The sequence below is a fragment of the Streptomyces sp. enrichment culture genome (assembly GCF_964272855.1).
Taxonomy (GTDB): Bacteria; Actinomycetota; Actinomycetes; order Streptomycetales; family Streptomycetaceae; genus Streptomyces.
Genome location: NZ_OZ186847.1, coordinates 1319607 through 1338229, shown reverse-complemented (window position 1 = coordinate 1338229; position 18623 = coordinate 1319607). Strand labels below are relative to the sequence as shown.

The window sequence follows — 18623 nt, the reverse complement described above, 5'->3', positions numbered from 1 at the left end:
CCGGAAAGCACCTGCCGTACCCCCGACTTTCACATGCGCGCCACCGCACCCTTCCCTGACGTTTGGTGCTCTTGGAACACTCCTTCCGCGCACGTTCCGTCATTCCCATCCGGCGGGTCGAACAACGTCAGGACGAGAGGTCCCCCACCCATGCCCGAAGTCAACCGGCGCAAATTCCTCCAGATAGCGGGCGCCACCACGGCGTTCAGCGCGCTCGCCAGCAGCATCGAGCGTGCCGCCGCCGTCCCGGCCGACCGCCGCTCGGGGACGATCGAGGACGTCGAGCACATCGTCGTACTCATGCAGGAGAATCGTTCCTTCGACCACTACTTCGGCAAGCTGCGCGGCGTCCGCGGCTTCGGCGACCCGCACCCGGTCACCCTCGACAGCGGCAAGCCGGTCTGGCACCAGCCGAACGGCGGCAAGGACGTGCTGCCCTTCCACCCGGACGCCGACGACCTCGGCATGCAGTTCCTGGAAGGCCTGCCGCACGGCTGGACCGACGGCCAGGACGCCTACCGCGGCGGCAAGTACGACAACTGGGTGCCCGCCAAGGGCACCACGACCATGGCGTACCTCACCCGCGAGGACATCCCGTTCCACTACGCGCTCGCCGACGCCTTCACCGTCTGCGACGCCTACCACTGCTCGTTCATCGGCTCCACCGACCCCAACCGCTACTACATGTGGACCGGGCACACGGGCAACGACGGCACGGGCGGCGGCCCCGTCCTCGGCAACGACGAACTGGGCTACGGCTGGACCACCTACCCCGAGCGCCTGCAGCGGGCCGGGATCTCCTGGAAGATCTACCAGGACGTCGGCGACGGCCTGGACGCGGCCGGCCACTGGGGCTGGATCGAGGACGCCTACCGCGGCAACTACGGTGACAACTCCCTGCTCTACTTCAACTCCTACCGCAACGCCGAACCCGGCGACCCGCTGTACGACAAGGCCCGCACCGGCACCGACGTCAAGAACGGCGACGGCTACTTCGACCGGCTGCGCGCCGACGTGCAGGCCGGCAAGCTGCCCCAGGTCTCCTGGATCGCCGCCCCCGAGGCGTTCTCCGAGCACTCCAACTGGCCGTCGAACTACGGCGCCTGGTACATCGCGCAGGTGCTGGACGCGCTCACCTCCAACCCGGCCGTCTGGGCGAAGACGGCCCTGTTCATCACCTACGACGAGAACGACGGCTTCTTCGACCACATGGTGCCGCCGCTGCCGCCCGCGTCGGACGCGCGCGGCAGGTCCACCGTGGACGTCTCCCTCGACCTCTACCCCGGTGACAGCAAGCGCCCCGCCGGCCCCTACGGGCTCGGGCCGCGCGTGCCCATGCTGGTCGTCTCACCGTGGAGCAAGGGCGGCTACGTCTGCTCCGAGACCCTCGACCACACCTCGATCATCCGGTTCATGGAGCGCCGCTTCGGCGTCCACGAGCCGAACATCTCGCCCTGGCGGCGTGCCGTCTGCGGCGACCTCACCGCGGCGTTCGACTTCTCCCGCACGGACAGCCGGCCGGCCGCGCTGCCCGGCACCGACGGCTACGAGCCGCCGGACCGCGAGCGCCACCCCGACTACCGTCCGACGCCGCCCGCGCACCCGGACATGCCCCGCCAGGAGCGCGGTCTGCGCCCGGCCCGGCCCCTGAAGTACGCGCCGTTGACCGACGGCTCGGTGGACGCGGCGGCCGGGAAGTTCACCCTCACCTTCGCCTCGGGGGCGAAGGCCGGGGCCGCCTTCCTCGTCACCTCCGGCAACCGCACCGACGGCCCGTGGACCTACACCACCGAGGCCGGCAAGACCCTCACCGACACCTGGAACTCGGCGTACTCCAAGGGCTTCTACGACCTGACCGTGCACGGGCCCAACGGCTTCCTGCGGGTCTTCAAGGGGCCGAACAAGACGGCCGGCCCCGAGGTCACCGCCCGGCACACGGGCGACGACATCGAGCTGACCTTCACCAACAAGGGCACCGGCACGGCCCGCCTGAAGCTGGCCGACGGCTACGGCGGCGAGTCCCGGACCGTGCGGGTACGCCCCGGCGAGACCGTCCGGCACACCGTCGACCTGACGGCGAGCCGCCGCTGGTACGACCTCACGGTCACCTCGGACACCGCCCCGACGTACCTCCGCCGTTTCGCCGGCCACGTCGAGAACGGCCGCCCCGGCGTGAGCGACCCGGCGATCGTCACCGAGTAGCACTCAGAGAGGAGTGAGGTGCCCCGGCCCGGGCCGCTGCCGCCGAGACTGCCGCGCCTGCCGGGGCACCACCGGGGGCGGCACCTCGGCCGGTGACACGGCACGCGGGCGCGGCTCGGCTGGGGGAGCCGGGGCCGGGGCCCGCTCGGCGAGAGGCGCGGCGGCCTGGGGCCGGGGTTGCTCGGCGAAAGGCGGGTCGGGGAGTGCTGCGGCGGGGGCCAGGTCGGGGACCGGTGTGGTGGTCAGGGCGGGATCGGTCGGGGGCGGTCCCTGCTCGATGAACGGCGCGGCCGTCTGGGCCTGGCCTTGCTGGGCGCGTGGTGGGCCGGCCGGGGTCGGTTCCTCGAGGGGCGTGGTGGTCCCGGCGCGGCTGGGGGCCGGGGTGGCGGCGACGGCGGGCTCGGCCAGGAATGGGGCAGTCAGGGGTGGGCCCTGTTCAATGAAGGGCGCGGCCGTCTGGGCCTGGCCTTGCTGGGCGAGTAGTAGGTCGGCCGGGACCGGTTCCTCGAAGGGCGTGGTGGCCCGGGGCCGGTTGGGGGCCGGTGTGGCGGTGAGGGCGGGCTCGGGCAGGGGTGCGGTGGCCTGGGCCGGGGCGAGGGCGGGCTTCGGCGACGGTGCGGTGGCCGAGGCCGGGGCGGTGGCTGCTGGGATCGCGAGGATGGGTTCGGTCGGCGGGCCCGTCGTCAGGGACAGGTCGGTGACGGGCGTGGCGGTCGGCGGTGGTTCGGGGGTCGGCTGGGGTGTCGTGCGGGACAGCAGTACCACCCCCCACGACGCCAGGGCCGCCCCCGCCAGGGCCAGCAGTACCCCCGCCGGTCCGCCCTGGAGGCGTTCGCCGAGGAGGGAGAGGCCGATCGCCGCGGCGGCCACCGGGTTGGCCAGGGTGACCATCGCGAGCGGGGCGCCGAGGCCGCCCCGGTAGCCGGTCTGGGCCAGCAGGAGCCCGCCCGTGGCGAACGCCGCGACGAGCAGCGCCACCGCGATCACCTGGGCGTCGACGACGGGGCCGGAGCGGTCCGTCGCCGCGACCGTCACCGTCTGGGTGAGCGCGGAGGCGACGCCCGAGGCGATCCCGGACGCGGTGGCGTGCCGCAGGCCGGGCCGGGCGCCGGGCCGCGCCAGCGAGCCGATCAGCACGGCGGTGACCCCCGCGACCGCCAGCGCCTCGGGAACGCTGAGCACGTCGTCGGGCGCGGGACCGGACGCCGTGACGAGCACCGCGGCGAGCCCGACGAGGGTGAACGCGGTGCCCCGCCACTCGGCCGCGCTGACCCGCCGGCTGGCGATCCGCGCGCCCAGCGGCACCGCCGCGACCAGGGTGAGCGCCCCCAGGGGCTGCACCACGGTCAGCGGACCGTACTTCAGGGCGACCACGTGCAGCAGCGCGCTGGTCGCGTTCAGCGCCACCGCCACCCACCAGGTCGCGCTGCCGAGCAGCCGCAGCGTCCCGGAACCGGGACTGCGCGAGGCCAGCCGCTCCTGGGCGACCGCGGCCGCCGCGTAGCCGACGGCGGAGAACACCGACAGCACCAGGGCGAGGGTCAGGGCGCTCACCGGCCCGCCTCCACCAGCGTCGGCCGATCGGCGGAAGCGTCGGCCCGTACGTCTGTCCCGGTACGCGCCGGGGGTACCGTCCCGGCCGCGCCGGCCCCGGGCGGTGAGCCCCTGCGCGTCGGCGGGCGCAGCACGGTGAGGGCGACGCCGACCAGGGCGCCGGCGACCAGGGAGTCGAGCCAGTAGTGGTTCGCGGTGCCCACGATCACCAGCAGGGTCAGCAGCGGGTGCGAAAGCCACAGCCACCGCCACCGCGAGCGGGTCGCGGCGATCAGGCCGATCGCCAGCATCAGTGCCCAGCCGAAGTGCAGCGACGGCATCGCCGCGAACTGGTTGGAGAGGCTGTCGGTCGTCGGCGGGCCGTACACCGACGGCCCGTACACCCGCCCGGTGTCGACCAGTCCCGCCGCCGCCAGCATCCGCGGCGGGGCGAGCGGGAACGTGAGATGCAGCACGAGCGCCGCGCCGGTCACCGCGGCCAGCACCCGGCGCGCCCAGACGTAGTGACCGGGGCGGCGCAGGTAGAGCCAGATCAGGAAGGCGGCGGTGGCCGGGAAGTGGACGGTCGCGTAGTAGGTGTTCGCGACCCGTACGAGGGTGTCGCCGTGCATCAGCAGGGACTGCACCGCTCCCTCGCCGGGCAGGTGGACCGCTCGTTCCAGGTCCCACACGCGACCGGCGTGCCGGAAGGCCTCGGGGGTGTGGCCGGTCGCCAGTCGGCGGCCGAGTTTGTAGACCAGGAAGAGCCCCGCGACGAGCAGGAACTCACGGACGAGCGGCGGCCGCGCTATCGCGTCGGACTCCGCTTCTGCAGGCTCGGTGCGGGCATTCATCCCCCGGCCCTTTCGCTGACGGTGGTGCGTGGGTGATACGTGCGGAACCAGTGATTCCGGATACGCGGTCGGCCATCTTATCGATACGATCGCGTACCGATACGTCAGTGTACCGATACGGTCGAGTACCGGTACACTGGCGTATCGACAGGGGCGAACCCCACTCGAGAACCCCACTCGAGAGCCCGTCTCGAACCCCACTCGAAGGCAGGGAGAAGAGCCGATGACGTCGCAGGCCGCGGACCGACCGGACCCGGTCGTCGCCTCGCGCCGCTCCAAGCTCACGCCCGAGCGTGAGCAGGAGTTCTTCGACGCCGTCCTGGAGCAGATCCGCGAGTGCGGCTACGACGCCGTGACCATGGAGGGCGTCGCGGCCAGCACTCGCTGCAGCAAGTCCACGCTGTACCGGCAGTGGAAGACGAAACCGCAGTTCGTCGCGGCGGCCCTGCGCTCCAACCGCAGGGTGCGGTTCGCCGGGATCGACACCGGTTCGCTCGCCGGGGACCTGCGTGAGGTCGCCCGCTGCGCGGCCGCCTGGTCGGCGAAGGACACCAAGCTGCACCAGGCGCTCGGCCACGCGGTGACGCAGGACAAGGAGCTCGCCTGCGCGCTGCGCGAGGCGCTGGTGGAGCCGGAGCTGGCCGCGCTGGAGGAGATCCTGCGGCGCGGTGTCGAACGGGGCGAGGTGCCCGCCGGCCATCCGGCGCTGCCGTTCGTCCCCGCCCAGTTGTTCGGGGTCCTGCGCGTCAGGCCCGTGCTGGAGGGCGAGTACGCCGATCCGGACTACCTGGTCCGGTTCGTGGAGGCCGCGGTGCTGCCGGCACTCGGCCTCGACTGAATACTCAGATCGCGCCGTCCACGGGATGACTGGACGGCCGGTCTGACCGCGCCGCACCGTGGGGACGGGGGCGGCGCGCACCCCCCGGCCGGGTGGGGTTCCTCTGGAGCGGAGAGGCGCCCCACCCGGCCGACTGCTTGCCGAGGGCGGGTCAGACGTCCTGCCCGCTGCCGCCGCCGGGCGCGGCCTTGATGCCCTTGGTGATCTCGTCGAGGACGGACACCTTCTGGTCGGTGTCCACGCCGAAGCGCAGCAGGACCATCCGGTCCGCGGAGTCCGGGGAGGGGAAGGCCAGCGACTGGACGTAGCCGTCCGCGCCCTTGCTGGTGACCGCCTTCCAGCGGACCAGGTAGCCCTTCTGCCCGGCCACGGTGACCGCCTTGGACGCCAGCACCTCGTGGGAGGTGATCTCGCCGTAGGACGTGCCGCCGTAGGACTCCTCGGCGTTCCTCGCGATGTCGGCCTTCGCGACCGCCTCCGCCGTGCCGCCCTCGCTGCCCAGCAGTTCGGCGGGCGCCGAGTACGCGCCGCCCTTGGTGCAGGTCTTGGAGGTCTCGCCGGGGCAGGGGTAGGTGTCCTCGGACGACATCTGCACGCCCACGTTCACGGTCTGCCCGGTCCAGCCCTCCGGTACCGGAACGCTGATGCCGTTGGCCGGGTCGGGCACCGTGCCGCCGCCCTCGACCTCCGGCGCCTCCGGCTGCCCGGGCCCGGGCGACTCGCCGTCCCGGCCGCCGGAGCCGCCGTCGCCGTCCCCGAACGGGCCGTCCTGCCCGCCGGAGCCGTCGTCCCGGCCGTCCGGTCCCTGCCGCTGCGAGTCGGCGCGGCTCGCGGCGCCGTCGTCGTCCCTGGTCAGCGCGTACACGCCGACCCCGATGCTGGCGAGCACGGCGGCGGCCACGGCGACCGCGATGCCCGTCCGCAGGCCCCGGCGCGGCCCGGACGGCGGCTGGACCGGATACCCGGCATAACCGGGGTGCGCCGGGTACACCGGAGGCCCGGCCTGCCCCGCGACCCCGGGCTGAACCGGCTGACCGGCCGGGGGACCCCAGGCGGCGGCCTGCCCCGCCGGACGGGTCTGGTCCGTCCATGCCCTGCCGTCCCACCAGCGCTCGGTGGCGGGACCGTCACTTGTCTGCCCGGGGTCGGGGTACCACCCGGGGGGAGTCACCTGCGTCATGACCCCACCGTATGAGGCGACGGTGAAAGCCGGATGAGAGGGATCCGGGCCGTTCACCGCCGATAACGGACACACCGTCACGTACCGCCGCGTCAGCCGGGCTCGGCGGACGCCGGCCGCCCGGGCCGGGCCCCCGCTCACTCCACCAGCAGCCGCCGCGGCGCCCGCCGCCCCGGCGCCGGCAGCCGCAGCCCGTCCCGCCCCGGCGTCACCGAACCCAGGACGCTCGGGTGCCGCGCGCCGGTGCTCGCCGGGACCGTGCCCGGCAGGCCGTGCACGGTGAGGAACCCCAGGACGGCGAAGGCGTACGCCTCCTTCGCGTCGGCGGGCAGCCCCGACTCGTCCGAGCCGCGCACCGGCACCTGAGCCAGCCGCTCCCGCAGATCCCGCATCAGCACCGGATTGCGGGTACCGCCGCCGGAGGCGAGCACCTCCGTGCCGCCGACCCGCCGCACCCCGGCGGCGACCGTCTCGGCGGTCAGCCGGGTCAGCGTGGCCAGGACGTCCTCGGCGGGCAGCGCGCCGAGCCCGGCCAGCGCCCGGCGCAGATAGCCGGAGTGGAACAGCTCCTTGCCGGTCGTCTTCGGCGGCGGCAGCGCGTAGTACGGCTCCGCCAGCAGCCGCCGCAGCAGCGCCGGGCGGACGGTCCCGCGGGCCGCGAGAGCGCCGTCCGCGTCGTACGGCGTCCCGCCGCCGCCGAACGCGCGGGCCGCCGCGTCGAGCAGCGCGCAGCCGGGCCCCGTGTCGAAGGCGGTGCCGTCGGGCGCGGTGAGGTTGGCGATACCGCCGATGTTGAGGGCGACCGGTGTGCCCGGCCGGCCGCGCAGCCACAGCAGGTCGACCAGACTGGCCAGCGGCGCGCCCTGGCCGCCGGCGGCGACGTCCCGGGGCCGGAAGTCGGCGGCCACCGGCAGGCCGGTCGCCTCCGCGATCCACGCGGGCTGCCCGAGCTGGAGGGTGCCGTGCACCCGCCCCGCCTCCGCCCAGTGGTAGACCGTCTGGCCGTGCGAGGCCACCAGCTCCGCCCGCCCGTCGCACAGTTCACGGTCGGCGCGCACCGCGGCCGCGGCGAAGGCCTGCCCGATCCGGGTGTCCAGCCGGCACACCTCGCCGAGCGAACAGCTCCCCGGCGGCAGCGCCGCCGCCAGCGCGCCCCGCAGCTCCTCGTCGTACGGCTCGCTCACCATGCCGAGCGGCCCGAGCACCAGCGCGTCACCGACGAGCTCCAGATCGGCCGCGGCCGCGTCGATCGCGTCGTAGGACGTACCGGACATGAGCCCGATCACCCGCATGAGATCACCGGGCCTCCGCCTCCGTCTCCGCCGTTGGTGCCCGCCCCGGTCTCGCCGCCAGGGCCAGGGCGCTCACCGCGCAGGTCACCACCGCGTAGTACGCGGGCACGTCCACGTTCCCGGTGCGTTCCACCGTCTCCGTGATGACGAGCCCCGCGCAGCCCGAGAACACCGCGTTCGACAGGGCGTAGGCGAGACCCAGGCCGGTGTAGCGGACGGTCGTCGGGAACAGCTCGGCGAGCATCGCCGGGCCCGGGCCCGCCATCAGCCCGACGACCGCGCCCGCCCCGAACACCGCCGCGCCCTTCACGGTGTGCGACACGCCCGGGTCCTGGAGGAGGTCGAGCAGCGGCACGGCGAGGACCACCACCAGCAGCGCGCCCGTCAGCATCACCGCCCGGCGTCCGATCCGGTCGCTGAGCAGGCCCGCCGGCAGGATCGCCGCCGCGAAGCCCAGGTTGGCCAGGACGGTCGCGATCAGCGCCTGCTGGAAGCTCGCGTCGAGGGTGCTCTGCAAGTAGGAGGGGAGGACGACGAGGAAGGTGTAGCCCGCCGCCGCCCAGCCCATGATCCGGCCCGCGCCCAGCGCGACGGCCCGCGCCACCTCCCGCCCCGGCGGCCGTGTCACCGCCCGCTCCGCCCGGAACGCCGGTGTCTCGTCCAGCCGCAGCCTCAGCCACAGCGCGCCCAGCCCCAGCGGCAGCGTCAGCAGGAACGGCAGCCGCCACCCCCAGTCGCCCAACTGCCGATCGCTCAGCACGGTGGCGAGCAGCGCCGCCGCGCCCGCGCCGCCCAGCAGACCCAGCGCCACCGTGAACGACTGCCACGCCCCGTACAGCCCGCGCCGCCCCTCGGGCGCGAACTCCGTCATCACGGACACCGCCCCGCCGAACTCACCGCCTGCCGACAGCCCCTGAAGGACCCTCAGGAACGTCAGCAGCCAGGGGGCGAGCGCGCCGACGGTGTCGTACGTGGGCAGCGCCCCGATCAGCGTCGTCGCGGCCGTCATCAGCGCGATCACCAGGATCAGCACCGGACGCCGGCCGTAGCGGTCGCCGAGCCGCCCGAACAGGGCCGCGCCGACGGGCCGGAAGAAGAACGCCAGAGCGAACGAGGCGTACGTCCGCACCAGCCCCTCGGCCTCGCTGCCGCCCTCGGGCGTGAAGAAGCGCGCCGCGATGATCGTGGCGAAGTAGCCGTAGACCCCGAACTCGTACCACTCGATGAAGTTGCCCACCGAGCCCGCGATCAGCGCCCGACGGGACCGCGACGGTGCCTCGGCCATGCCGACAAGCCTCCGCCCGACGCCTTTTGACTGTCAACGACCGTCACCGGCACGGCCCAGGCCACGGCACGTCGCCTCCGATATACAAGGTGTCACCCGTGACGGCAAGAGGTCTTGTGGCCCTCCACCACCGGGGGGTCCGGGCGGCTACGCTCGCCCTGTACGTCGTTCGGGCGACTTGGGGAGGTAGCGGGATGACGGAGGTACGGCCGACGGCGGCCGCCTCGGCTTCCCTGTGGGAGCGTGACGAGGAGCTCGACGTCATCCGGCGGGCCGTCGACGCCCTGTGCGCCGACCGATCGTCCTCCGGCAGCCTGCTGGTCCTGCGCGGCGAGGCGGGCCTCGGCAAGACCGCGCTGCTCGCCGAGACCCGCCGGATCGCCGAGGAACGCGGCTGCACGGTGTGGTCGGCGCGCGGCGGCGAGACCCTGGGCTCCGTCCCCTTCAACGTCGTACGGCAGCTGCTGCAGCCCGCGCTGGTGTCGATGCTGCCCGAGGAGGCCCGCGACTACCTCGGCGACTGGTTCGACATCGCGGGCCCCGCCCTCGGCATAACGGACCCCGGCGAACGCCAGGCCGACCCGCAGGGCGTGTGCGACGGCCTGGTCGCCGCCGTGCGCAGGCTGTCCCGGCGGGACTGGCCGCTGGTGCTGCTGATCGACGACGCGCACTGGGCCGACCAGGAGACCCTGCGCTGGCTCGCCGCGTTCGCCGAACGGCTGCCCGACCTGTCCGTACTGGTCGTGGTCGCGCGCCGGCCCGGCGGGGTCACCGGCGAGCGTGCCCGCCACCTCGACGCGATCGCCGCCGCGGCCGCCCGGTCCGTCACCACGCTGAGCGCCCTCACCCCGGACGCCGTCGCCGGACTGACCCGCGCCACCGTCGGCCCGCACGCCGACGGCCCGTTCTGCCGCGAGGTGTGGGCGGTCACCGCCGGGAACCCGTACGACACCGTCGAGCTCCTCGCCAAGGTGCTCGACAGCGAGATGGAGCCCACCGAGAACTCCGCCGGCGAACTGCGGGCCCTGAACCGCTCCGCGCGCGGCGGCGGCCTGGTCGCCCGCCTCGAAGGCCTCGGCATCGACGCCACCCGGTTCGCCTGGGCGGCCGCCATCCTCGGCACCGGCATCACCGTCGACCTGGTGGCCCGGCTCACCACCATGAGCCACGAACAGGCCGAACGCTGCGCCGGACTGCTGGAGAACGCCCGTATCCTCACCGCCCCCGACCCGGCGGGCGCCCAGGTCTCCGACGACGACCTGGAGTTCGTCCACCCGCTGATCGCCACCGCCGTCTACAACTCCATCCCCGACGCGCTGCGCCGCGCCATGCACGGCATCGCCGCCCGGATCGTCACCGACCTCGGCCTCGGTGCCGCGGCCGCCTCCCGGCACCTGCTCCAGGTCCACCCCGACGACGACGCCGAACTCGTCGACCAGCTGCGCGACGCAGCCCGCGAACACCTCGCCGTCGGCGCGCCCGACGCGGCCCGCCAGTGCCTGGAACGCGCCCTGCAGGAGCCGCCCCGCCCCGAGGTGCACGCCCACGTCCACTACGAGCTGGGCTGCGCCACCCTGCTCACCGCGCCCGCCAAGACCGTCGACCACCTCCAGACCGCGCTCGCCATGCCCGGCTTGGACGGCCCCGAACGCGTCGACGCCGTCTTCCGCCTCTCCCAGGCGCTGCTCCACAACGACCAGCTGGAACAGGCCGTGCGCACCGTCGAGGCGGAGGCCGCCCGGCACGAGGAGGGGCCCGCCCGGATGCGGCTGCGGGCCGTGCAGTACATGTGGGAGGGCGTCTACGCCGGCGAGTCCGCCACCCCGGGCCGCTCCCGCCGCCTCGCCGAACTCGCCGGCACCTGCGCCGGCCGCGACAACTCCGAGCGCGCCCTGCTCATCCTGCGCGGCTTCGACGCCATGACGCACGGCGAGAACGCCGAGGAGGTCGTCGAGGTCTGCGACCGCGCGCTCGTCAACGGCCGCCTCGCGCCCGGCCTCGGCTGGACCGACACCGAGTGGGGTGTCGAACTGCTGATGATGCTCGGCAGCTCCTACGCCTACACCGACCGGCTGGACCGCGCGGAGAACCTGTTCGCCGAGGCCCTGCGCACCTACACCTCGGCCGGCTGGAGCGGCGGCCACCTGGCTCTCGCGCACGCCTTCCTCGGACTCGCCTTCCGCCGCCAGGGCCGCCTGAAGGACGCCGAGCAGACGCTGCGGGAGTCGCTGCGGCTCGCCGAACGCGTCGGCCGGGGCCTGCCCCTGTACTGGTCGGCCACCTGCGGACTGGTCGACACGCTGCTCGCCCGCGGCCATGTCGAGGAGGCCTGGTCGATCGCCGAACGCTACGGCTTCGCCCCGCCCTACCCGTCGACCATCGTGCTGCCCGACACCCGCTCCGTGCGCGGCCGCCTGCTCCTCGCCGTCGGCCGCACCGAGGAGGGCGTCAACGAACTGGAGGCCGCCGAGAAGGCCGCCGCCACGCGCGGCGGCCACAACCCGGTGCTGGCGCCCTGGACCGTCGACCTGGCCCGTGCCCTCGCCGTCCAGGACCCGGCCCGCGCGGCCCGGCTCGCCGCCGACGCCCGCCGCCAGGCCGAGCGGTTCGGCACCGACACCGCCATCGGCGAGGCCCTGCGCTGCGCCGCCGCGCTGGAGACCGGCCAGCGCCAGGTGCGGCTCACCGCCCAGGCCGTCACCTACCTGGAGGCCTCCCCCTGCCAGTACGAGCACGCCGCCGCCCGGATCGAGCACGGACTCGCCGCCCGCTCCACCGCCGAACTGAACCGGGGCCTGACCCTGGCGCGTTCGTGCGGCGCGGACGGGCTGGCGCGGCAGGCGGAGGACGCACTGGCGGCGCTGGCGGGGACGTAGGGCGCGGGCCTCGGACGACATCCCGGGGTAGCGGCCACCGCCGGTGTCACCCGGCGGCGTCCTCCTCCGGGAAGGTCATCGGGTGGAGTCCTCCTCCGCCAGCACCCGCTGGGCCGTCGCGAACGCCGAGTTCGCCGCCGGGACCCCGCAGTACACCGCCGTCTGCAGCAGCACCGCCCCGATCTCCTCCGGCGTCAGCCCGTTGCGCCGCGCCGCCCGCACGTGCATCGCCAGCTCCTCGTAGTGGCCGTGCGCGACCAGCGCGGTCAGCGTGATCATGCTTCGTTCGCGGCGGCTGAGCGTCGGGTCGGTCCAGATCTCGCCCCACGCGTAGCGCGAGATGAAGTCCTGGAACCGCGCGGTGAACGGCGTCTGCCGGGACTGAGCCCGGTCCACGTGCGCGTCGCCCAGCACCTCGCGCCGCACCTCCATGCCGCGCCGGGCGTCCCCGCCCAGATGGGCCCGCAGCGCGCTCAGCACGGCCTCGGGGCGCTCGGCGGGCGCCAGGTGCGAGGCGCCCGGGATCTCCACCAGGGTGGCGTCCGGCACCGCGTCGGCGATCTCCCGCAGATGCGCGGGCGGCGTCGCCGGGTCGTCCCGGCCCGCGATCAGCAGCGTGGGCACGCCGATGCCGGCGAGCCGGTCGCGCAGGTCGAACGCGGCGAGTGCGTCACAGCAGGCGGCGTACGCCTCGGGGTCGGCCTCGCGGTGGTCCCGTACCAGCTCCGGCACGGTGAACCCGGGGGTGAACCAGCGGGCGTCCGCGCCCTCCGCCAGCCCGGCCAGCCCTTCGCGGCGGACCAGCGCGGCCCGCTCCTCCCACGGCCGGGAGCCGTTGAAGTGCGCCGACGAGCAGATCACGGCCAGCGACGACAGCCGCTCGGGGTGGTGCACCGCCAGGTGCAGCCCGACCGCACCGCCCAGCGACACCCCCGCGTACGCGAACCGCTCAACGCCGAGCGAGTCGGCGAGCGCCAGCACCAGCGCGGCGAGGTCGCCCACGGTCGCCCCGGGCTTGATCAGCTCGGCCGCGGAGCCGCCGTGGCCGGGCAGGTCCCAGCGGATCACCCGGTGCCCGGCGGACAGTTCGGGCGCGACCTTGTCCCACAGCGCGTACGACGTGCCGAGCGAGGGCCCGAGCAGCAGCGGGGGAGCGGTCGGCGCGCCTTCGGCACGATGGTTGAGCAGCTGGTCGGTCACTCTCGCTCCAGGGCACGGTCGGTGAGGGCTCCGGCGGAGCCGGTGTAGCGGGTGGGGTCGGTGAGGTCGTCCAGGTCGAGGTCCTGCAAGTCCGGCTCGGACGCCAGGAGTTCGGCGAGGGGACGGTTCTCGTCGTAGGCGCGGCGGGCCGCTTCGGTGAGCAGTTCCCTGGCGCGGGCCCGGCCCAGCACGGGCGCCAGCGCGGCGGCCAGCCGCTCGGAGGTGATCATCCCGTGGGTGAGGTCCAGGTGGGCGCGCATGGCGTCCGGGCGCACCCGCAGCCCCTCGGCCAGTTCCACGGCGTCCCGCGCCGCGCCGCCGACCAGCCGCAGCAGGTCCCGCAGCGGCTCCCACTCCGCGTGCCAGGCGCCGGCCGGCCGTTCGTCCTCCGCCGCAAGCGACCCGTACAGCGTGGCCGCGAGCTGGGGTGCGCGCCGGGCGGCGGCGGCGATCAGCGTGGCCCGCACCGGGTTCGCCTTGTGCGGCATGGCGGAGGAGCCGCCGCCGCTGCCCTCGGAGACCTCCGCGATCTCCGTGCGGGCCAGCGTGAGCACGTCGACGGCCGTCTTGCCGAGGGCCCCCGCGGTGAACACCAGGGCGCCGGCGAGATCCGCGACGGGCGTGCGCAGAGTGTGCCAGGGCAACACGGGGACTGCCAGGCCCAGTTCGCGGGCATAGGCGTCGACCAGGGCCAGCGGATCGCGCGCTCCGAACGCGGTGAAGGCGGCCAACGTGCCCGCCGCGCCGCCGAGTTGCACCGGCAGCGCGTCACGCACCGCCCGCAGCCGGTCCCGCGCGTCCAGCACCAGCGACCGCCAGCCGGCCGCCTTCAGCCCGAACGTCGTCGGCACGGCGTGCTGGGTGAGGGTCCGCCCCGGCATCGCCGTGTCCCGGTGCTCCGCGGCCAGCCGGGCCAGCGCCCCCTGGACGCGGCCCAGATCGGCCAGCACCACGTCCAGGACACGCGCGGCGACCAGCGCCGTCGCCGTGTCGAGGACGTCCTGGCTGGTCGCCCCCCGGTGGACGTACGGGCCGTACTCCCCGCCGACCGCCTTCGTCAGATCGGCGACCAGCGGGATCACCGGGTTGCCGCCGCCGCGGGCCCGCTCGGCCAGCGAGCGTACGTCGAACCGGTCCGGGTCGGCGGCCTCGGTGACCGCCGCCGCCGCCCCGTCCGGGGCGAGGCCGAGGGCCGCCTGGGCGCGGGTGAGCGCCGCCTCCGCGTCGAGCAGCGCCCGCAGGTACGCGGTGTCGCTCGCCGCGTCGGCGGCGGGGGAGCCCGCCCACCCGGGGGTGAGCAGGCCGGTGTCGGGAGCGTCGGATGTCACTGGAACTCCAGGAAGACCGTCTCGCCTTCGCCCTGAAGGCGGATGTCGAAACGGTAGGTGCCCTTCCCGTCGTCCTGGGCGACCAGCGTGGCGCGGCGCGACGCGTCGAGCCGGGCCAGCAGCGGGTCGGCGGCCAGCGCCGCCTCGTCGCCGGGCAGATAGATCCGGGTGAACAGGTGCACCAGCAGCCCGCGCGCGAAGACGCACACGCTGAGGTAGGGCGCGTTGTTCCCGCGCGCGCCGGGCCGCAGGGTCCGCGCGCTCCAGTGGCCGCCCGCGTCGGTCTGGACGCGGCCCCAGCCGGTGAACTCCACGCCGTTGCGGCCGAGGAAGCCGCCACTGGCGGGGTCACGGCGCATGGAGCCGTCGACCCGCGGCAGCTCGCCGTCCGGGTCCGGGCCCCACAGCTCCAGGAAGGCGTCCGGCAGCGGGTTGCCCTCACCGTCGTACACATGGCCCTGCAGGGCGATGGTGTCCGGGTGGCCGACGGGCGCGATGTCGCCGCCGCCGGGGAAGGGCAGGGCGTGGCCGTAGAAGGGGCCGACCGTGTGCGACGGGGTGGGCAGCACGGTCTCCGGACGGCTCGTGTCGATCTTCGTCATGGCTGGTCAGCGCCCTTCTTCCATCCAGGTGGCCTGCGGGCCGTCGAGCACGATGTCCCAGTGGTAGCCCATCGAGAACTCCGGCACCGACAGGCCGTGGTCGTACGTCGCGACGAGCCGCTGCCGGGCGGCGTCGTCCGTCACCGACTGGATGATCGGGTCGTACGGGAAGAGCGGGTCGCTCGGGAAGTACATCTGCGTCACCAGCCGCTGGGTGAACGCCGTGCCGAAGACCGAGAAGTGGATGTGCGCCGGCCGCCAGGCGTTGAGGTGCTGGCGCCACGGGTACGGGCCCGGCTGGATGGTGGTGAAGTGGTAGCGGCCCTCGGCGTCGGTGAGTGTGCGGCCCACGCCGGTGAAGTTGGGGTCGAGCGGCGCGTCGTGCTGCTCGCGCTGGTGAGCGTAGCGGCCCGCCGAGTTGGCCTGCCAGATCTCGACGAGCTGCCCGCGGATCGGGCGCCCGGCGCGGTCCAGCAGCCGTCCCGACACGGTGATGCGCTCGCCGATCGGCTCCCCGGTGTGCTGCCGGGTCAGATCGTTGTCGATCTCCGTGATGTCCCGCTCGCCGAAGGCGGGCGAGGACAGCTCCACCAGCTCCGGGTCCTTAGTCACGTCGATGGTGATCGGCGGCTGCTTCGGGTGCCGCAGTACCGAGGAGCGGTACGGCGCGTAGTCGCGCCGCGGGTGGTGCTCGACCGGGGCGCCGTCGGCGACCCGCTTCTCGTACGCGGCGTGCTCGGCCGCGATCTCCTGGTCGATGTCCTGCTGAGTGAGCGTCATGAGCGGTTCCTAGCGTTCCAGGACCAGGGCGAGACCCTGGCCGACGCCGATGCAGAGGGTGGCGACACCGACCCCGCCGCCCTTGCGGGCGAGCTGGTGGGCGACGGTGCCGGCGAGGCGGGCGCCGGAGGCACCGAGCGGGTGGCCGAGGGCGATGGCGCCGCCCTGCGGGTTGAGGATCGCCGGGTCGAACTCGGGCCATTCGGCGACACAGCCCAGCACCTGGGCGGCGAAGGCCTCGTTCAGCTCCAGCACGTCGAGGTCGGCGAAGCCCTTGCCGGCCTTGGCGAGCGCCCGGTTGACCGCCTCGACGGGGGCGAGCCCGAAGTAGTGCGGGTCGATCGCCGAGACGCCGGTCGAGCGGACCCGCGCGAGGGGTTCGCGGCCGGTGGCCTTCAGGCCCTCCTCGTCGACCAGCAGCAGCGCGGCGGAGCCGTCGTTCAGCGGGGAGGCGTTGCCCGCGGTCACCGTGCCGCCGTCCTCGCGGAAGGAGGGCCGGAGCTTCGCCATGGCCTCCAGGGAGGCGTCGGGCCGTACGCACTCGTCGGCGGCGAGGACGATGGGGTCGCCCTTGCGGCGGGGGACGGACACGGGGACGAGTTCGCCGTCGAACAGGCCGTCGGCCTGGGCCTGGGCGGCCTTGCGGTGGCTGGCGAGGGCGAACTCGTCCTGCTGCTCCCGCGTGATCTTGTGCTTGTCGGCGATGAGTTCGGCGCTCTCTCCGAGCGGGACGGTCCACTGCGGGTTCATCCGCGGGTTGACCATGCGCCAGCCGAGGGTGGTCGAGTACAGCTCGGTGTGGGCGGCGGGAAAGGGGCGGTCGCTCTTCGGGAGCACGTACGGCGCCCGGGTCATGGACTCGACACCGCCGGCGACGGCGACGGAGGCGTCCCCGACCGCGATGGCGCGGGCCGCCTGGATCACGGCCTCCAGACCGGACGCGCACAGCCGGTTCACGGTCACGCCGGGCACCGACGTCGGCAGGCCCGCCAGGAGCGCGGCCATGCGGGCGACGTTGCGGTTCTCCTCGCCCGCCCCGTTGGCGTTGCCGAAGTAGACGTCCTCGACACGGGACGGGTCCAGGCCGGGTGTCCGGGCGAGGAGTTCGCGGACGGCGTGGGCCGCGAGGTCGTCCGGGCGGACCGGGGCCAGGGTGCCGTTGTAGCGGCCGATGGGGGTGCGGACGGCGTCGACGACGTAGACGTCCCTCATGACGCGATCTCCTCGCTGACGCGGACCTTGGCGGCGGTCTTCGCCACGATCTCCTCGGGGGTGACGCCGGGCGCCGTCTCGACGAGGACGAGACCGTCGTCGGTGACGTCGAGGACGCCCAGGTCGGTGATGACCCGGTTCACACACGCCTTGCCGGTGAGCGGCAGCGCGCACTCCTGAAGGATCTTGGGGCTGCCGTCCTTGGCGGTGTGCGTCATCACCACGATCACCGTGCGGGCGCCGTGGACCAGGTCCATCGCCCCGCCGATGCCGGTGACCATCTTCCCCGGCACCGCCCAGTTCGCCAGGTCCCCGCGCGCGGAGACCTGCATCGCGCCGAGCACCGCGACATCGATGTGCCCGCCGCGGATCATGCCGAAGGACAGCGCCGAGTCGAAGAAGGAGGCGCCCGGCAGCACGGTCACGGTCTCCTTCCCGGCGTTGATCAGATCGGGGTCGACCTGGTCCTCGGTGGGGTAGGGGCCGGTGCCCAGGATGCCGTTCTCCGACTCCAGGACCACCTCCACGCCCTCGGGCAGGTGGTTCGGGATCAGCGTGGGCAGGCCGATGCCGAGATTGACGTACTGGCCGTCCCGAAGCTCCCGGGCCGCCCGCGCGGCCATCTCCTGACGCGTCCAGGCCATCAGCTGCTCACCGTCCGCTGCTCGATCTTCTTGTCCGCCGCCTGCTCCGGGGTGAGGGCGACCACCCGCTGCACGAAGATCCCCGGCAGATGGACCGCGTCCGGGTCGATCCCGCCGGGCTCGACCAGCTCCTCCACCTCGGCGATCGTGACCCGCCCGGCCGTCGCCGCGAGCGGGTTGAAGTTCCGGGAGGACTTGTTGAACACGAGGTTCCCGTGCCGGTCGCCCTTCGCCGCCCGCACCAGCGCGAAGTCGGTGCGGATGCCGCGCTCCAGCACGTACTCCACGCCGTCGAACTCCCGCACCTCCTTCGCCGGCGAGGCCAGCGCGACACCGCCCTCGCCGTCGTACCGCCACGGCAGGCCGCCCTCGGCGACCTGGGTGCCGACACCGGCGGGGGTGTAGAAGGCGGGTATCCCGGCGCCGCCGGCGCGCAGCCGTTCGGCGAGGGTGCCCTGCGGGATCAGCTCCACCTCCAGCTCACCGGCCAGGTACTGGCGGGCGAACTCCTTGTTGGCCCCGATGTAGGAGCCGGTGACGCGCGCGATCCGCCCGGCGGCCAGCAGCACCGCGAGGCCGGACTCCATCGCCCCGCAGTTGTTGGAGACCACCGACAGCCCGGTGACCCCCCGCTCGTACAGGGCCTCGATCAGCACGTTCGGCACACCGCTCAGCCCGAAACCGCCGACCGTCAGCGACGCGCCGTCACCCACGTCGGCCACCGCCTCCAGGGCGGTGGCCACCACCTTGTCCATCCGAGAAGTCCCATCTCTGCCGAGCGACCCAGCGCACAGATC

At 74.2% G+C, this 18623-nt stretch carries 14 protein-coding genes and 1 pseudogene; 3 read left to right on the top strand and 12 right to left on the bottom strand.

The annotated features are described in order from the left end of the window. The first annotated feature begins 150 nt into the window (after positions 1-150). On the top strand, positions 151-2202 hold the full coding sequence (locus tag ACSU6L_RS05740; RefSeq protein WP_437054177.1) for a phosphocholine-specific phospholipase C: 2052 nt from the start codon (positions 151-153) through the stop codon (positions 2200-2202). 737 nt (positions 2203-2939) lie between these two features. Here ACSU6L_RS05740 and ACSU6L_RS05735 read toward each other — a convergent pair. Continuing rightward, a pseudogene (locus tag ACSU6L_RS05735) lies at positions 2940-3756 on the bottom strand (hypothetical protein); the annotation flags it as partial. Beyond that, on the bottom strand, positions 3753-4589 hold the full coding sequence (locus tag ACSU6L_RS05730; RefSeq protein WP_437054175.1) for a phosphatase PAP2 family protein: 837 nt from the start codon (positions 4587-4589) through the stop codon (positions 3753-3755). The gene ACSU6L_RS05730 and the pseudogene ACSU6L_RS05735, both read right to left, overlap by 4 nt. Positions 4590-4812: 223 nt before the next feature. On the opposite strand from ACSU6L_RS05730, the gene ACSU6L_RS05725 reads away from it, so the two are divergent. Then, positions 4813-5427: a TetR/AcrR family transcriptional regulator gene (locus tag ACSU6L_RS05725; protein ID WP_437054173.1), complete on the top strand. Its 615-nt coding sequence runs from the start codon at positions 4813-4815 to the stop codon at positions 5425-5427. Between the two features lie 151 nt (positions 5428-5578). On the opposite strand, the gene ACSU6L_RS05720 is transcribed toward ACSU6L_RS05725, so the two are convergent. The 3 genes from ACSU6L_RS05720 to ACSU6L_RS05710 all read right to left on the bottom strand — a co-directional run bounded on the left by ACSU6L_RS05720 (position 5579) and on the right by ACSU6L_RS05710 (position 9184). Continuing rightward, positions 5579-6607: a DUF2510 domain-containing protein gene (locus tag ACSU6L_RS05720; RefSeq protein ID WP_437054171.1), complete on the bottom strand. Its 1029-nt coding sequence runs from the start codon at positions 6605-6607 to the stop codon at positions 5579-5581. Positions 6608-6744: 137 nt separating this feature from the next. Further along, positions 6745-7899, bottom strand: a complete 1155-nt coding sequence (locus tag ACSU6L_RS05715; RefSeq protein WP_437054169.1) for an anhydro-N-acetylmuramic acid kinase — start codon at positions 7897-7899, stop codon at positions 6745-6747. A gap of 4 nt (positions 7900-7903) precedes the next feature. Beyond that, a complete protein-coding gene (locus ACSU6L_RS05710) occupies positions 7904-9184 on the bottom strand; it encodes an MFS transporter (RefSeq protein ID WP_437054168.1) in 1281 nt (426 codons plus the stop codon). A 194-nt stretch (positions 9185-9378) separates the two neighbouring features. Between ACSU6L_RS05710 and ACSU6L_RS05705 the strand changes: the two genes are divergently transcribed. Then, complete coding sequence (locus tag ACSU6L_RS05705; RefSeq protein WP_437054166.1) at positions 9379-12060, top strand: ATP-binding protein; 2682 nt, start codon at positions 9379-9381, stop codon at positions 12058-12060. A 75-nt stretch (positions 12061-12135) separates the two neighbouring features. Here ACSU6L_RS05705 and pcaDC read toward each other — a convergent pair whose 3' ends face one another. Genes pcaDC through ACSU6L_RS05670 form a run of 7 tightly spaced genes read right to left on the bottom strand, consistent with a single transcriptional unit; the run spans position 12136 to position 18581 of the window. Next, positions 12136-13260 carry a bifunctional 3-oxoadipate enol-lactonase/4-carboxymuconolactone decarboxylase PcaDC gene (gene pcaDC / locus ACSU6L_RS05700; RefSeq protein WP_437054164.1) on the bottom strand — a complete coding sequence of 375 codons (1125 nt, stop codon included), beginning with the start codon at positions 13258-13260 and terminating at the stop codon, positions 12136-12138. Next, a complete protein-coding gene (gene pcaB, locus ACSU6L_RS05695; RefSeq protein ID WP_437054162.1) occupies positions 13257-14588 on the bottom strand; it encodes a 3-carboxy-cis,cis-muconate cycloisomerase in 1332 nt (443 codons plus the stop codon). Before pcaB ends, pcaDC begins: the two co-directional genes overlap by 4 nt. After that, the gene (gene pcaG, locus ACSU6L_RS05690) at positions 14585-15190 is read right to left on the bottom strand and encodes a protocatechuate 3,4-dioxygenase subunit alpha (RefSeq protein ID WP_437054160.1); all 606 of its coding nucleotides are present in this window, start codon (positions 15188-15190) and stop codon (positions 14585-14587) included. The genes pcaB and pcaG overlap by 4 nt, the downstream gene beginning before the upstream one ends. A 6-nt stretch (positions 15191-15196) precedes the next feature. Continuing rightward, positions 15197-15970 carry a protocatechuate 3,4-dioxygenase subunit beta gene (pcaH, locus tag ACSU6L_RS05685; protein WP_437054158.1) on the bottom strand — a complete coding sequence of 258 codons (774 nt, stop codon included), beginning with the start codon at positions 15968-15970 and terminating at the stop codon, positions 15197-15199. Between the two features lie 9 nt (positions 15971-15979). Continuing rightward, positions 15980-17182 (bottom strand): thiolase family protein, encoded by a 1203-nt coding sequence (locus ACSU6L_RS05680; protein ID WP_437054156.1) that lies wholly within the window; start codon positions 17180-17182, stop codon positions 15980-15982. Further along, positions 17179-17826, bottom strand: a complete 648-nt coding sequence (locus ACSU6L_RS05675; RefSeq protein WP_437054154.1) for a CoA transferase subunit B — start codon at positions 17824-17826, stop codon at positions 17179-17181. The genes ACSU6L_RS05680 and ACSU6L_RS05675 overlap by 4 nt, the downstream gene beginning before the upstream one ends. Then, on the bottom strand, positions 17826-18581 hold the full coding sequence (locus ACSU6L_RS05670; RefSeq protein ID WP_437054152.1) for a CoA transferase subunit A: 756 nt from the start codon (positions 18579-18581) through the stop codon (positions 17826-17828). The genes ACSU6L_RS05675 and ACSU6L_RS05670 overlap by 1 nt, the downstream gene beginning before the upstream one ends. Between the last annotated feature and the right edge of the window lie 42 nt (positions 18582-18623).

Bases quoted from the DNA above. Each gene is read 5' to 3' on its own strand.
- pcaH (WP_437054158.1), bottom strand. From the start codon at position 15,970: ATGACGCTCACTCAGCAGGACATCGACCAGGAGATCGCGGCCGAGCAC.
- ACSU6L_RS05675 (WP_437054154.1), bottom strand. From the start codon at position 17,826: ATGGCCTGGACGCGTCAGGAGATGGCCGCGCGGGCGGCCCGGGAGCTT.
- ACSU6L_RS05725 (WP_437054173.1), top strand. From the start codon at position 4,813: ATGACGTCGCAGGCCGCGGACCGACCGGACCCGGTCGTCGCCTCGCGC.
- pcaG (WP_437054160.1), bottom strand. From the start codon at position 15,190: ATGACGAAGATCGACACGAGCCGTCCGGAGACCGTGCTGCCCACCCCG.
- ACSU6L_RS05705 (WP_437054166.1), top strand. From the start codon at position 9,379: ATGACGGAGGTACGGCCGACGGCGGCCGCCTCGGCTTCCCTGTGGGAG.
- ACSU6L_RS05740 (WP_437054177.1), top strand. From the start codon at position 151: ATGCCCGAAGTCAACCGGCGCAAATTCCTCCAGATAGCGGGCGCCACC.
- ACSU6L_RS05710 (WP_437054168.1), bottom strand. From the start codon at position 9,184: ATGGCCGAGGCACCGTCGCGGTCCCGTCGGGCGCTGATCGCGGGCTCG.
- ACSU6L_RS05715 (WP_437054169.1), bottom strand. From the start codon at position 7,899: ATGCGGGTGATCGGGCTCATGTCCGGTACGTCCTACGACGCGATCGAC.
- ACSU6L_RS05730 (WP_437054175.1), bottom strand. From the start codon at position 4,589: ATGAATGCCCGCACCGAGCCTGCAGAAGCGGAGTCCGACGCGATAGCG.
- ACSU6L_RS05680 (WP_437054156.1), bottom strand. From the start codon at position 17,182: ATGAGGGACGTCTACGTCGTCGACGCCGTCCGCACCCCCATCGGCCGC.
- ACSU6L_RS05720 (WP_437054171.1), bottom strand. From the start codon at position 6,607: ATGACGCAGGTGACTCCCCCCGGGTGGTACCCCGACCCCGGGCAGACA.
- ACSU6L_RS05670 (WP_437054152.1), bottom strand. From the start codon at position 18,581: ATGGACAAGGTGGTGGCCACCGCCCTGGAGGCGGTGGCCGACGTGGGT.